The sequence below is a fragment of the Alkalihalobacillus trypoxylicola genome (assembly GCF_001590785.1).
Lineage (GTDB): Bacteria > Bacillota > Bacilli > Bacillales > Bacillaceae_D > Alkalihalobacillus > Alkalihalobacillus trypoxylicola.
In genome coordinates, this window is the sequence record NZ_LTAO01000012.1 from 187,368 (window position 1) to 200,543 (window position 13,176).

19 protein-coding genes and 3 pseudogenes are annotated in these 13,176 nt (G+C 35.1%); 15 read left to right on the top strand and 7 right to left on the bottom strand.

Annotation, left to right across the window (positions count from 1 at the left end):
* Positions 1–83: 83 nt before the first annotated feature.
* Both AZF04_RS07955 and AZF04_RS07960 read left to right on the top strand, forming a co-directional pair.
* Positions 84–533, top strand: coding sequence for a DUF2243 domain-containing protein (locus AZF04_RS07955; RefSeq protein ID WP_061948275.1), 450 nt, complete (start codon positions 84–86; stop codon positions 531–533).
* Positions 517–1,314 (top strand): cytochrome c oxidase assembly protein, encoded by a 798-nt coding sequence (locus AZF04_RS07960; RefSeq protein WP_061948276.1) that lies wholly within the window; start codon positions 517–519, stop codon positions 1,312–1,314. Before AZF04_RS07955 ends, AZF04_RS07960 begins: the two co-directional genes overlap by 17 nt.
* Before the next feature lie 600 nt (positions 1,315–1,914).
* Here the strand turns inward: AZF04_RS07960 and AZF04_RS07965 are convergent.
* Positions 1,915–2,769: a manganese catalase family protein gene (locus AZF04_RS07965; protein ID WP_061948277.1), complete on the bottom strand. Its 855-nt coding sequence runs from the start codon at positions 2,767–2,769 to the stop codon at positions 1,915–1,917.
* Between the two features lie 149 nt (positions 2,770–2,918).
* Between AZF04_RS07965 and AZF04_RS07970 the strand changes: the two genes are divergently transcribed.
* The 4 genes and pseudogenes from AZF04_RS07970 to AZF04_RS07985 all read left to right on the top strand — a co-directional run bounded on the left by AZF04_RS07970 (position 2,919) and on the right by AZF04_RS07985 (position 6,480).
* Positions 2,919–3,758: an MBL fold metallo-hydrolase gene (locus AZF04_RS07970; protein ID WP_061948278.1), complete on the top strand. Its 840-nt coding sequence runs from the start codon at positions 2,919–2,921 to the stop codon at positions 3,756–3,758.
* A 98-nt stretch (positions 3,759–3,856) separates the two neighbouring features.
* Positions 3,857–4,288 (top strand): DUF2512 family protein, encoded by a 432-nt coding sequence (locus AZF04_RS07975; protein ID WP_061948279.1) that lies wholly within the window; start codon positions 3,857–3,859, stop codon positions 4,286–4,288.
* 282 nt (positions 4,289–4,570) lie between these two features.
* Positions 4,571–4,998: pseudogene (locus AZF04_RS07980) on the top strand (NUDIX hydrolase).
* A 306-nt stretch (positions 4,999–5,304) separates the two neighbouring features.
* Entirely contained in the window at positions 5,305–6,480 is a 1,176-nt protein-coding gene (locus tag AZF04_RS07985; RefSeq protein WP_061948280.1) for a GTP-binding protein, read from the top strand.
* A gap of 55 nt (positions 6,481–6,535) precedes the next feature.
* Here the strand turns inward: AZF04_RS07985 and AZF04_RS07990 are convergent, their stop codons facing one another.
* Positions 6,536–6,700, bottom strand: a complete 165-nt coding sequence (locus AZF04_RS07990) for a gamma-type small acid-soluble spore protein (RefSeq protein ID WP_061948281.1) — start codon at positions 6,698–6,700, stop codon at positions 6,536–6,538.
* 205 nt (positions 6,701–6,905) lie between these two features.
* Here AZF04_RS07990 and sigK point away from each other — a divergent pair, with 205 nt between their 5' ends.
* Entirely contained in the window at positions 6,906–7,628 is a 723-nt protein-coding gene (gene sigK, locus AZF04_RS07995) for an RNA polymerase sporulation sigma factor SigK (protein ID WP_045485624.1), read from the top strand.
* A 203-nt stretch (positions 7,629–7,831) separates the two neighbouring features.
* Here sigK and AZF04_RS08000 read toward each other — a convergent pair whose 3' ends face one another.
* The 5 genes and pseudogenes from AZF04_RS08000 to AZF04_RS08015 form a co-directional block, all read right to left on the bottom strand.
* Entirely contained in the window at positions 7,832–8,617 is a 786-nt protein-coding gene (locus AZF04_RS08000) for a CPBP family intramembrane glutamic endopeptidase (RefSeq protein WP_061948282.1), read from the bottom strand.
* A 125-nt stretch (positions 8,618–8,742) separates the two neighbouring features.
* Entirely contained in the window at positions 8,743–9,555 is an 813-nt protein-coding gene (locus AZF04_RS08005; RefSeq protein ID WP_061948283.1) for a MerR family transcriptional regulator, read from the bottom strand.
* Positions 9,556–9,851: 296 nt separating this feature from the next.
* Positions 9,852–10,031 (bottom strand): hypothetical protein, encoded by a 180-nt coding sequence (locus tag AZF04_RS21160; RefSeq protein ID WP_061948284.1) that lies wholly within the window; start codon positions 10,029–10,031, stop codon positions 9,852–9,854.
* 62 nt (positions 10,032–10,093) lie between these two features.
* Positions 10,094–10,198, bottom strand: coding sequence for a hypothetical protein (locus tag AZF04_RS22035; protein WP_412459201.1), 105 nt, complete (start codon positions 10,196–10,198; stop codon positions 10,094–10,096).
* Positions 10,199–10,233: 35 nt separating this feature from the next.
* Positions 10,234–10,506, bottom strand: a pseudogene (locus AZF04_RS08015) (recombinase family protein); the annotation flags it as partial.
* A gap of 113 nt (positions 10,507–10,619) precedes the next feature.
* Between AZF04_RS08015 and AZF04_RS08020 the strand changes: the two are divergent.
* The 8 genes and pseudogenes from AZF04_RS08020 to AZF04_RS08040 form a co-directional block, all read left to right on the top strand.
* Positions 10,620–11,009 (top strand): annotated as a pseudogene (locus AZF04_RS08020) (ATP-binding protein); the annotation flags it as partial.
* Positions 11,010–11,019: 10 nt separating this feature from the next.
* Positions 11,020–11,109: an ATP-binding protein gene (locus AZF04_RS21760; RefSeq protein ID WP_327020389.1), complete on the top strand. Its 90-nt coding sequence runs from the start codon at positions 11,020–11,022 to the stop codon at positions 11,107–11,109.
* Positions 11,110–11,173: 64 nt separating this feature from the next.
* A complete protein-coding gene (locus tag AZF04_RS08025) occupies positions 11,174–11,740 on the top strand; it encodes a phage antirepressor (RefSeq protein ID WP_268753421.1) in 567 nt (188 codons plus the stop codon).
* A 13-nt stretch (positions 11,741–11,753) separates the two neighbouring features.
* Positions 11,754–11,921: a hypothetical protein gene (locus AZF04_RS21165; RefSeq protein WP_156479519.1), complete on the top strand. Its 168-nt coding sequence runs from the start codon at positions 11,754–11,756 to the stop codon at positions 11,919–11,921.
* A complete protein-coding gene (locus AZF04_RS08030; RefSeq protein WP_061948287.1) occupies positions 11,918–12,097 on the top strand; it encodes a DUF1653 domain-containing protein in 180 nt (59 codons plus the stop codon). The genes AZF04_RS21165 and AZF04_RS08030 overlap by 4 nt, the downstream gene beginning before the upstream one ends.
* Positions 12,098–12,113: 16 nt before the next feature.
* Positions 12,114–12,317 (top strand): hypothetical protein, encoded by a 204-nt coding sequence (locus AZF04_RS08035; RefSeq protein ID WP_061948288.1) that lies wholly within the window; start codon positions 12,114–12,116, stop codon positions 12,315–12,317.
* 195 nt (positions 12,318–12,512) lie between these two features.
* On the top strand, positions 12,513–12,683 hold the full coding sequence (locus tag AZF04_RS21170; RefSeq protein WP_156479518.1) for a hypothetical protein: 171 nt from the start codon (positions 12,513–12,515) through the stop codon (positions 12,681–12,683).
* 291 nt (positions 12,684–12,974) lie between these two features.
* A complete protein-coding gene (locus AZF04_RS08040; RefSeq protein ID WP_061948289.1) occupies positions 12,975–13,175 on the top strand; it encodes an XtrA/YqaO family protein in 201 nt (66 codons plus the stop codon).
* Position 13,176 lies beyond the last annotated feature (1 nt).

Sequence of the window (13,176 nt, forward strand, 5' to 3'; positions counted from 1 at the left end):
TCATAGTTCAAGAAAATGAAACCATGATTTTAAACAAATCATGGTTTTTATTCTATGTTACAAAAAGAAAGGAATAGTTAATAATGACAAAGCGAAATATTTGGTCGGGAGTTCTTTTTGGAGTTGGGTTAGCTGCATTTGTAGATGAAGTACTGTTTCATCAGCTTCTACGGTGGCATCATTTTTATGATCAAGCGACCACTGATATAGGTCTCATTTCTGATGGTCTTCTTCATGCATTTAGTTGGTTCGCAACGATTGGCGGGTTGTTTATTTATGCAGATTTAAAAAGGAAAAGTAGTTGGAAAGCATCTAAGTGGTGGGGAGGTGTGTTATTAGGTGCTGGTGGGTTTCAATTGTATGATGGGACTGTTCAACATAAAATCATGAAAATTCATCAAATCCGTTATGTAGATAATGTCCACATCTATGATTGGGTTTGGAATATATTAGCTATTATAATGATTGTAATAGGATTTATCTTAATGAAAAATAATATAAAAACAAGGAAAATTAATGAATCACATGCCTAATAACATTCCACATATTCCATCTATTCTTGTTTCCTGTTTGCTTGGATTTCTGCTATTTGGTTATATACTGGCTGTTTTGATAACAAATAAAAGAAATAAAAAGTGGCCTCGTTATCGGTTATTATGTTGGGTAATAGGTATCTTTTTGGTACTGTTTTCTTTTGTAGGACCTTTAGCAGAGCGTGCCCATCAAAGCTTTACTTATCATATGTTAGCTCATCTATTTTTAGGAATGTTAGCACCATTATTATGGGTGTTAGCTGCACCAGTGACCTTATTACTTAAAACGATAAAGGTATCTACAGCAAGAAGAATAATGAAAATCTTTCAAAGCAAGCTAGCAAGGCTCATAACCCATCCAATGTATGCAACCATAATCAATATCGGAGGTTTATGGCTACTGTATACGACTAGCTTGTATCATTACATACATGAAAGCATGATGTTGTATCATTTAATTCATACTCACACCTTTTTAGTAGGGTACTTATTTACTAGCTCGCTCCTTTATATCGAGCCTATTTATCATAGGGTTTCTTTTAAAACTCGTGCCATTTTCTTAATTTTGGCTATTGCGGGACATGGAATATTATCAAAATATTTATATGCACATTCTCTAAAGGGGATAAGCGTAATCGATAGCGAAAAAGGTTCTATGCTTATGTATTACGGTGGAGATACCATAGATATGTTCATCATCATCATTTTTTGCTATCAATGGTACAAAGCTGTTCGTCCAAGGCATCCCTTACATAAAAGTAATCAAAATATCTTCATGTAAAACTTTTATATATTTCAGCATAACTTTTCTCATTGAAAAAAATTTAAAGCGAGGATAAACATTATGTGGGTAGAATCATTACTCGATTCCACCCACTAATCTTAGTATGTTTTTATAAAGGTTTATCATCATTAGCTATAATTGAATCCATTTCATCATTCATATTTTATAATGAAAATCGAACGATTAGGTTTTTGATTTTCACTTTAGGTAGATGCTTTCCCAAGGGCTTGTCTTCAGCTAACTCTGACTACAAAGAGCGTCGTCAGAGTGGATCTTCACACTGCGCTAATCCTTTGGGAGTCACTACCTCCGTTACAATCAACAAGATGATTCATAAACATTCAGTACAATTTTATAATAAAAATCGAACGATTTGGTTTTTGATTTTCACTTTAGGTAGATGCTTTCCCAAGGGCTTGTCTTCAGCTAACTCTGACTACAAAGAGCGTCGTCAGAGTGGATATTCACACTGCGCCGATCCTTTGGGAGTCACTACCTACCGTTTCAATCAACGAGTAAATTCGCAAACATTCAATACATTTTTCTAATGAATGTTTGGTTTTATTCACTTATAGAGCAATGATGAAATTCACTACATTAGTGATTTAAGTCTTTTAAGCCGGGGCTGTGTTCATTGGCGATTTCAGGTAGTTCAGGTACCGGAAATCCTGCAGGTGGTGGAGTTACGGTCAACTCTCCTCCATTTCGACTTGGAGTTTGGCCACTAAATATGTCCGCTATTTTGGTTTCGTCTAAACGGAAATTAAATTGGGTGTTATGGTAGCCCATGTCTACAAATTTTTTGCATTCAGGATATTTATTAATATCATAATTGGGAACAGGGAATGTTTTCGCCCAATCTACCCCTAGCGTTTCAAGAGCTTTTGCAAAAGCGTTTTGATGAGCATTATCACGAACGATTAAAAATCCTAGTGTTTCTCGTAAAGATTGGTTAGAGCTCATTTCATAAATTCTTGTTTTTTCGAGAACGCCCGTAGATTCTAGCACCACATTATTTAGTAAATCTGCAATTAAGTTACCGTGGTTATAAACCCAAGAACCGTTCCATGGGTTTCCTCCTGCATCTACTGGAAGTGAGGATTGAGCAGCAGCAATAAAATGGTGAGGGTTTGCATGTAAAACCGCATCATCGAGAGGAGCTTGATCTTGTGCAACATTTCCAACCCCTTGCCCTCCAGATTCATCAAGCAATGCATTAATCGTGCTTTGTACAAGCTCTACATGGGCAATTTCCTCTAAGAAAACCCCTCTTAAAAGATCTCGATATTTTTTATCTTTACCACGGAAGTTAGAGCTTTGAAAGAAATACTGCATCATCGTTCTCATTTCACCAAATTGTCCACCTAACGTTTCTTGTAAAACCTTTGCTGCCGCTGGGTCTGGTTGATCTGGCTTAATGATGTTAATCAATTCTTCTTTATAATAATACATCCCTATTTACCTACCTTCATTTAAAATTTGACTAATAGTAATCCTTTTTTATCATGTCCAACTAGTGAAGTTTTATTGCTGTTATTACATGAAATAGCAAACGTTACACCATACTAAAAGTAAATATAAAGGTGAAAGGATTACACATAATGGAACATAATATGTTTTATGGACAAGATTATAAGGTTTTACCCATAACATCCATTAAAGATGGGAAAATCCTTGAAATCAGCGATGATCTGTTTTGTTATACCAATCATATTGTGAATATCGTATTTATTGGAGGAAGAGAGGAAGAAGAATTTGTACTAATTGATAGTGGATTACCAAAAAGCTCCAAAGAAATTATTAAAACAGCTCAATTTATTTATGGAGAACAATCTAAACCAAAAGCGATTATTTTGACTCATGGTCATTTTGAACATGTAGGCTCCATTATTGAACTGATCGAATATTGGGATGTCCCAGTATTTGCTCATGAGAAAGAAATCCCTTATTTAACAGGCGAAAAAGCGTACGAAGAGCCTGATTCAACAGTAGAAGGAGGTTTAGTCGCTAAACTAGCTGGTTTCTTTCCAAATGAACCTATTCATTTATCAACTCATGTTCATGTGTTAGAGGAAGGAACCGTTCCTTTTTTGAGTGAATTTCAATGGCTGCATACTCCAGGCCATTCACCAGGCCATATTTCTTTGTTTAGAAAGCGAGATGGGGCTTTAATTGTAGGAGATAGTTTTATTACAGTAAGACAGGATTCATTGTTTAAGACTTTCGTACAAAAGGAGGAAATGAGTGGTCCACCAAGATATTTTACTACAGACTGGCCACTGGCTTATGAATCTGTAAAAAAGCTTCAACGATTAAATCCTAAGCTAGCTATTACAGGTCATGGAGTTCCAATAAAAGGGGATAAATTAAAGCAAGGTTTGGATGAGCTAATAGAACATTTTAATGAGATAGCTATTCCTGATTACGGTAAATATGTTTAATTCTTTATTACTTACTTTTTAATAAGCCTGAATAAGAGTTTTCTTTAAATCAAACCCTAAAATGAGCAGGAAAAAAGCTCAGAAAGAAGGGAGAAAAGATGTATCTAAAAGCATTTCTAATGAAGTGGGTTATGATTACATTGGTGATTGCTTTAGTGTTTGGACTATTTGCTCATTTTAGCTTTGGAAAAATTTTGACGATAAGTACGATTTTATCTCTTGTAGCTTTCGTAGGTGATCTATTTATCATGCCTAAAATTAGGAATATATGGGCGACAGTGAGTGACTTTGCATTAGCTTGGATTGGAATTGCCGTTATTGCAGATTTGATTTCAAATAGTCCCATTTCAATAATGGCTTATTCATTTTGGGCAGCACTCATTATCGCAGGTGGAGAATATTTTTATCACCGTTATTTATTGAACCATGTATTCAAAAAACATTCAGACATGCACCACTTTGGGAATATGCAAACTGAATTTGGAGAAGAGCTGGAATTAAAGAGTAGAATAAACCCTGATAAAAAATAAACAAACACTTGAAGGTATCGAGAAACATATCGATATCTTTTTTTATTTCAGTATAAGCATGTATGATTAAAATGGTAAAATAAAGAACTATTAAAAGTAGTATTCTATATGTAGTTTTTGGTAAATTATTATCATTGAGCTTAAATAGTAAGAATTAATGTATTTTCGACTAACGAAACGGATTTAAAATGATTAAGCTTTATGATATTAGGCTACAAGTTTCTTACAACGGATGAAGTAAAAAGGTAAAAAAAAGAATGGGTACGATTAGGAGGGTTAAAAGTGAAACGAGTGGATGTGACCTATGTGCTTCTTTGTGATGAAAAAAATGAGAAGGTACTATTGGTTAAAAATAGGGGGAAGATACTTCTTATTATACGCTTCCAGGAGGAGCTGTTGAGAGTGGAGAAACTCTGGAAGAGGCAGCTATCCGTGAAGTAAAGGAAGAAACAGGATTGGATGTTAAGGTTAAGGGGATTTTTTCTATAGGGGAAGCCTTTTTCGAAGATAGAGGACATCATGCTATTTTCTTTACTTTTAGAGGAGAAATAACAGGAGGGACTCTCCATATTTCTAGACCAGAAGAAATTGATGAAGTCATTTGGATGGATGCCCGGGAAGCAGAGAAATATATACATATTACTAATGAAACGGAACCTTCAATAAAAAGCATCACTTCTGTTCCTTACTTTCTTAGAGAAAAAAGTTAGGAAAGAGGATTGCACCAAAGATGATTTTAAATAGTTCATGTATTGAATTTTTAGATTTTATATAAAAGCTAGCGGACACAAGTCAGGACTCTAGTGAGATGAAGTGGCCTTGCCGATATTCACTTTTAAAAAAGTTAGTTCGGCGCTACCCCACCGGCCGCGTAGTGACTTGGGGAGCGAAGAGCTGATGACCTATCATGTATGGAGTCATTCATAGTATTTACCCCAGTTTCTTTAAATTGACAACGAGATGAAGAAGAGATATCATAAAGCGTAATAATTACGATTAAAGGGCGGGGATTTAAAATGAATATACCTGTTACGGTTTTGAGTGGTTATCTAGGTTCGGGGAAAACAACTTTACTACAACATATTTTACATCAAAAAGAACATTTAAAAATAGCGGTTATTGTTAATGACATGAGTGAAATTAATATCGATAGCCAAATGATTAAAAAGCATGGAGTCATTAGAAGTGACGAAAAATTAGTCGAGCTCCAAAATGGATGTATTTGTTGTACTCTTCGAGAGGATTTATTATTGGAGGTGGAAAAGTTAGTAGATGAAAACTATTTTGATTATATCGTCATAGAATCTTCAGGGATAAGTGAGCCTATTCCAGTGGCTCAAACCTTTACATATATGGATGAGGAGCTAGGAGTCGATTTATCCAAAAAGTGCCGCTTAGATACAATGGTCACCGTAGTCGATGCTGAACATTTTTGGGAGCATTATTCTTCTGGAGACTCATTGATTGAACGGAAGCAAGCTGTTAGTGAAGAGGATGAAAGAGAGGTTGTCGATTTATTAGTAGACCAGATTGAATTTGCTAATGTTATATTGTTAAATAAAGCAGAAATGATTGATAAAGCTAGCTTACAGCTTTTAAAGAGCTTTATGCGTAAGCTCAATGCAGAAGCCGAAATCATCGAAACTACCTATTCTCAAGTGCCTTTAGAAAACATTTTAAATACCCGTTCTTTTCAATTCGAAAAAGCGAGTCAATCGGCAGGCTGGATAAAAGAATTAAATGAGGAGCATGTCCCAGAAACAGAAGAATATCGCATATCTTCGTTCGTATTTAAAAGTAAAAAACCCTTTCATCCTACTAGATTTATGAATTGGTTAGAAAATTGGCCAACAGAGGTGGTTCGTGCTAAGGGCTTCTTTTGGTTAGCATCTAGAAATGAAGAAGTAGGGCTGCTTTCCCAAGCGGGTATGAATGTGACCATTAGTGGAGCTGGAAATTGGGTAGCGACTTATCCATTGGAAGAAAGAGAAAGTTTACTAATAGAAGACGAGAAATTGAGGCAAACCTGGGATCATCAATATGGAGATCGACTAACGGAATTGGTATTAATCGGTGTCTCTATGTCACATGAGCAAATAGCGAGCTCTCTTCAGGAATGCGTACTTACAGATGCTGAGATGAAAAGTAATTGGAAAACGCTCGCTGATCCGTTACCTTTATTTAGGGAGTAGTAATAAGCTAGTATAAAAGGAGAAGGCGCATCTAGGTGCACCTTCTCCATTTTTATTATTGATTTTTTTGAGATTGAGATTGTTGGTTTTGCTTTCTCACTTCTTGGGCATCTGTTTCGCTAGCAAATTCAGTTTGCTGGCTTTGTCCTTGTTGAGAAGCTTGGTTTTGTTTTCTTACCTCTTGAGCGTTTGTTTTAGACGGATTATTATTTTGAGCCATTTCATTCACCCCCCTGACCAGTAGATTAACCATCTATAGATTTTCTATACACATGCTGGGAAAAAATGTTTTAATGGTCTTTTAAGCATTTTAATTGGTTTGTAAAGAAGTTGCCTTTCCGTTGGTGAAAAGAATTTAATCCGTACAGACACAATCAAGCCTAGTTCGACATAATTATAAAAGAATGAGACTTGGAGGTGAGACAATGTCTGGATTATTAGTGGCTGTATCTTATTTTGTGAAAGAGATTGTTGTTTTCGTTTCTTATGTAAAAAACAATGCGTTTCCTCAGCCTTTAAAAAAAGAAGAGGAAAAAAAATACCTTGTCTTAATGCAGCAGGGTGATGAAGAGGCGCGTAATAAGTTAATTGAACATAATTTAAGGCTAGTAGCACATATTGTGAAGAAGTTCGAGAACACTCGAGAGGATACAGAGGATTTAATTTCGATTGGGACGATTGGTTTAATTAAAGCGATCGAAAGCTTTTCAGAAGGAAAAGGCACAAAGCTGGCAACCTATGCGGCGAGGTGTATAGAAAATGAAATACTCATGCACCTTAGAGCCTTAAAGAAGGTAAAAAAAGATGTATCTCTGCATGATCCGATCGGCACAGATAAAGAGGGGAATGAAATCAGCCTAATTGATGTATTGCAAGAAGATAGTGATGATATTGTTGATGTAATCCAAACAAAAATGGAGAAGAAACAAATATATGAATATATCCATGTTCTTGATTCAAGAGAAAAAGAAGTGATTGTAGGACGGTTTGGATTAGACCTAGAAGAGGAACGAACTCAAAGAGAAATAGCAAAGGATTTAGGGATATCGAGGAGCTATGTGTCTAGAATTGAAAAGAGAGCCCTAATGAAATTATTTCACGAATTTTATAAACAAAGTCAAGGTAAAGGAACAGGTAGTACCGGTTAAAAAAATTTAACATATGAAGATTAGTGGGTAAGATTTGATATGCTCCCTTAAGATAGACAGATTAAAAATCTGTTTTACCTTAAAGGGAGTTTTATATGTCTTAGAAATTATATTCAAGTAAATTTAAATACGAATAGAAATATCAAGATAGATAATTTTTAAAACATAACCTATAGTGGGGAATGAATTCCCCACCAGCAGTGTTACGTCCTTTTATCAAAACATTTCTTGTGATGGATGATGATTAATAGAACGGCTAATAGTAAATAGAAAAAAGAGGTTATCGGGAGGATATGTAGTATGTACCCTGTTTGAATAGCCATAAAATAATTGAAAAGCTGATGAATCAGAATAGGAATTAAAAGGTTATGATTCAAACTATAAAATACGGATATGATAATGGATACAGAAATAATTGAAATCAGAAAATAGATGATATATTGTAGCAGCTGGACGCCTGTTAGATCAGATGCTATAAGCCATAATGGCGCATGCCAAAATCCCCAAGCTACCCCAACGATTATAGCCGATTTTACTAGATTAAAATCTTTTCTTAATTCATTAAAGAGAAATCCTCTCCAACCTAATTCTTCTCCCAGTGGTCCAAGAATCAAATTGTAACCAAACATGATAAGGAGGGTTGTCCATGAAGTTTCTATTAACTCGAAAATCGGTACGTTCCATATCATTTTAATAGTAGCAATAGTGATGATGAAAAGGGTACATTGAAGCAAAATAATCCAAATAATCAACATCATATTTATTTTTTGTTGGAAGAGGCTTTTAATAAAGTCTTTTCGATTACAATGAGGATACCATTTTTGAAACAGGCATAAAAAAACAATTGTAGATGTCCAAGCAGATAATACAATCAATAGTTCAGATATGAACTGATTTTTTAACAGTAACATAGTAAATCCTATTAAAATAATAAAAACGAAAAATAACACATAGGTCCAAAAAATATACTTCTTTAATAACGGTCTCAACCTGGAATTTCCCCCTCTATGCTTTAAAAATACTAAAACCAACGGAACAACTTTTGAAGTCGTCTATTGGTTTCAACGTTAAACTATGGTGTTACCCCCAGGTCAATAGGTTAAAAAACATTCTTTTATGATTCTTCTATTGGAATAAAAATCTCTAAAAAAACTCTTTCTTGATGGTCAAGGTATGTAATAAGACGAGTATTTGCAAACGCACACCCTTTAAGTAACATTCCTTTCTCTTTTGCCCATTGTATAGTAGAAGTGAAAATAGAATCTTTGATATCAGAGTGATCTCCATTCCTTCTTTTATCCTCTACAATCGTATAAATACATGTTTGATAGTCTAGCGTATTTGTCGTTTTTGCTTGATCCTTTGTTTCCTCTTCTTCAACGATATAAATATGGGTATCTATAATTCCATTTTCATTGAAAGAGAATTTTCTAACCATATTACTTAAAATATCTTCCATGTTTAAATCTATTTTCTCTAATAGAATAGGATACTCAAGAAATGCATCAAAATCAGAAATTTCCCCCTTTATTCGGTATAAAGGGAAATTCTTAATGGAAAATTGATTTAAATGTCTACTTATTTTTTCACAAAATTGTTTTGTCTCCTTAATTTTCTTAAGCTTCATTTCACTTAAGCGGATACTTTCATTAAGTTCTTTTTCTTTTTTGTCTAATACATTGATAAGGTCATCGGTTTCAAAACCGTCTTGTAATCTTTTGATTTCTTTTATTGAAAAATTCCTTTTTTTATAAAAGTCAGCAACCATAATCGTATATAAATCATAATAATCGTATTGCCTATAATTGTTTGATTTTGTTTGATTAGGTTTTAAAATACCTTGCTCTTCATAGTATCTTAGAGTGTCTCTTGAAACGCCTAAAATGTTTAATAATTGTCCTGTTCTATATGTGTAGTCATCTTTCATATAACGGCTCCTTTTTTGGTACACCCTCAGCTTAATCATTTGTTTTATTAAGATTTCTAGGAAACTTAGGGTATAGGACTAACTCGAATTGGTCTCTCCTTTGATGCTTTTCTTTTTTGTATTCAGCTTTTTCAAGTACGGATTTTAATCATTGATTCTTTTTTTTCGGATCAGATAATTCACTATAAACCTTTAATATATGCTTGAATTTTGGAATGAAACTTACATGTGGTTGGTTCTGTTTTTGTTCGTCAATTGTTGTTTCTAGCTCTACCTTCCGTATGCTCTGAAGGTTTTCATCCATTTTGATCTGATAATAGTTGAAAGCGTTCTAGAAAGATAGCTTCTGTATAAACATCACGCTCTAATAATTCATGAAGATGATTTTCTGTAAGGTTCAGCATAGCCTGTTTTTTTATTATAATCATATCATCAGTATTGAAATTCAACACTTGTTTTGTACCATTGAGCTTCATAGTAACAAAGCCATTTTTTTAATGCAGCTAAGAGCTTATTTTCCACAATGGTTAGATGGGTGTCAATTGCATTGTTGATTCGTACAAATAATATGGTCATTTTGTTTTGAATAAGGACGACGAGCCATTTTTTTACCGCACTTCATACATGTGATTAATCCAGCCAAAGGATTTACGGTTCCACGTGCTAGTGGAGAGGGTACATGACACTGCGTCCAAGTCTGTTTATATCCATTACCAGAACAGCATCAAATTTTTTCTCTTCGACTTCTTTTAGGAGCTCTAACATTTCGGGGCGATGGATGAGGCTTTCGCCAGAAACAATTTCCTGTCTAATTTTTATAATCTCTAAATTTTGTTGCTCGGCAACCTTAAGTAGCGTCTTTTTATGCTTTGTTAATGTTTCTCCTTCACCACGAGCCTCTGCTTCTAAGTCAGCACGTGATTTTCTAAGATACATGACCACTCGTTTCATAGCATTCACCTCAAAGGATAGTTGCTATTAAATATATTAAAAAAAATGACGTTTATACGAGAATTATTCAAGAAAAGGGCGTGTAATTGGGTGAGGCGTCAAAGGACTATCACACACATCTAGCTACTTCTATCGGTATCGCAGCGGCTAAAAAGAGGACAAGTACGTACTTTATTAAGTGCCATGACTTAATCGTAAACCTGAAACGAGCGAAGCTCGAAAATCGCTTAGAAGCTCGTTTAAAACATTACGGAAAATATCGACTCTTAATTATAGATGAACTTGGCTATTTACCTATTGATAAGGAAGACGCTAAGTTATTCTTTCAACTTATTGATTTAAGATATGAAAAGAAAAGCACCATCTTAACGACAAATATGAGCTTTAAAGAGTGGGATGGCATATTTCAGAATACTAAAATTGCCAATGCCATCCTGGATCGGCTTTTACACCATGCGACTGTCGTCAATATTGTCGGCCAATCTTACAGGATTAAGGACCATCTAAAAAATCCTGGATCGGCTTTTACACCATGCGACTGTCGTCAATATTGTCGGCCAATCTTACAGGATTAAGGACCATCTAAAAAAGGACGATAGTTGAAATTGTATATTCTTACGTAATCAAAAATGTACATACAAAGCTTGACGTTTACAGTGGAAAGCAGATTGTTTCGGTTGTGAATGAAGCTGGTTTATACAAATTAATCTTTCGTAGTGAAAAGGAAGAAGCAGAAGCGTTTACGGATGAAGTCTTGCCAACGATTAGAAAGACAGGGCATTTCGAGTTTCAACCTTCTTACATGATTGAGGATCCAGTTGAGCGTGCCAAACGGTGGATTGAAGAACAGCAAAAGGTTCAGCTGCTCGAACAACGTGCAGCGCTCTACGAAGAGAAGGCAAATTATGTAGATGAAAAATTGAAATCAAAAAATACGGTCACTACAACACAAATTGCCAAGGATTATGGCATGTCAGCGAGGAGTCTGAATCAAATTTTAAAAGAGGAAGGCATCCAGTTTAAACATCGCGGTCAATGGCTCCTTAAATCGGCTTATCACGATAAAGGTTACACTAAATCTTATACAGTTGATATCGAACGGTCGGACGGGACAATGAGTGTAAGAATGAACACTCATTGGACTCAAGAAGGGAGATTGTTTATTCATAAAATTTTGCAGCAACGTGGTTATGTAGCAACGTTGGACCAGGGTGATTTAGTTGGAAATGGGTAAGAGGGGAAATTAGATGTTTAGAATCGAGATTGGAAGTAAAAGTGATGGCGCCAGGTGGGAAGTTGAAGAACTATTTACATTGGAAGATGAAGCGGAAAATTTTATCGGAGTTTTAAAACTGTCTTTCAGATCAAGCGATTATACTTTTGTAATTGTTCCGATTAGAAAGAGTGAAAAATGAAAACTTATAAAAATTATAAAGGGCGTATTAATAAGCTGAACGGTATCGCAAAACATTCCGAACCGGAAGAAGAAATGGCTGTCGATGAAGATTTAAATGGTCAGATGTGGGTAAGACCTCGCTCGATGTTCAAAAAAAATCTTGTTTCTAGTGAAAAATTTGATGCGAAAGGCTAGAGAAGGAATGATAACTATGAATCAAGCTACTCAACATATCCCAAATACAGATATTTTAGGGAACGAGATTAATATCGGAGATAGAGCTATTCTATTTTCTCCCCGCGGTGTCCATTATCAAGGAATTATCAAACAAATTGGCGATAAACGCTGGTTTGAAGTCGATGAAGGCTTTCGTATTGGTGGTATCGGTAACATGTTTATTATCAAATCTAAGTGAAGTGTTGAGGGAAACTGTTAAGGAGTGAGTTTTTCAATAGAGAAGTCGAAAAGTTACTAAACAGAGCAGGAATTTGGGAAACTAGGTCAAAAAAAGCTTCTTTAAAAGGCGATTATGATAAAGCGGGAAGATTAAGAACAAAAGCTCTTATTTTAGCAAGTAAGGCTCTTGAAATTGAAAAGAGGGGGAGTTAAAATGAACGAAAAATATTTTGAAGTTATAAATGACAGTTTTTACATGGTGGGACAACTAATTATGGAGTCGCCTAAAACGTACCTGCTGCAATTCAATTTATCACCAAAATTAGGAGGTCTTCATAAGGTAATGTTTTTCAAAGAAGAGGTTAGAGAATTTTCTATGGTGTAATTTCGCAGTACGTACACACCGCGCGTTGAAATCTTTAAATAGGTGGGTTGATAATGAAAAACTCTTATATGATGTTTTGTGGATATTGCGGTATGCATCACGTTATTTATGACGACATTTAAAGAGAAGTTTTTTCGATTGCATCTCATGTCAGCTGTCACCATTGTCATCGAATGAACAGGATACTGCAGCGGTTACAGTATGAACCGATGAAGTTAAAGGAGAAATAAAAAAACGTCCCTCTCTGAACGTCTACCAACCTTATTATATCACATTCGGGAGGGACTGCACATGCGCTTGAAAAATGTAGAAATAAACCATCAATATGGTGAAATGGATTTAGGACTTATGGAGTTAGATAGTCCATGTGTGATTGTTATTAGTGATGGTAAAGCTAGGTTAGCTAAATTACCTGACCATGGTGAGACTAGAGTTGTCACACATCAGGGGAAGGTAAAAAGGGTTAAATTTGATGAGGGGGAGGAGTTTTAAG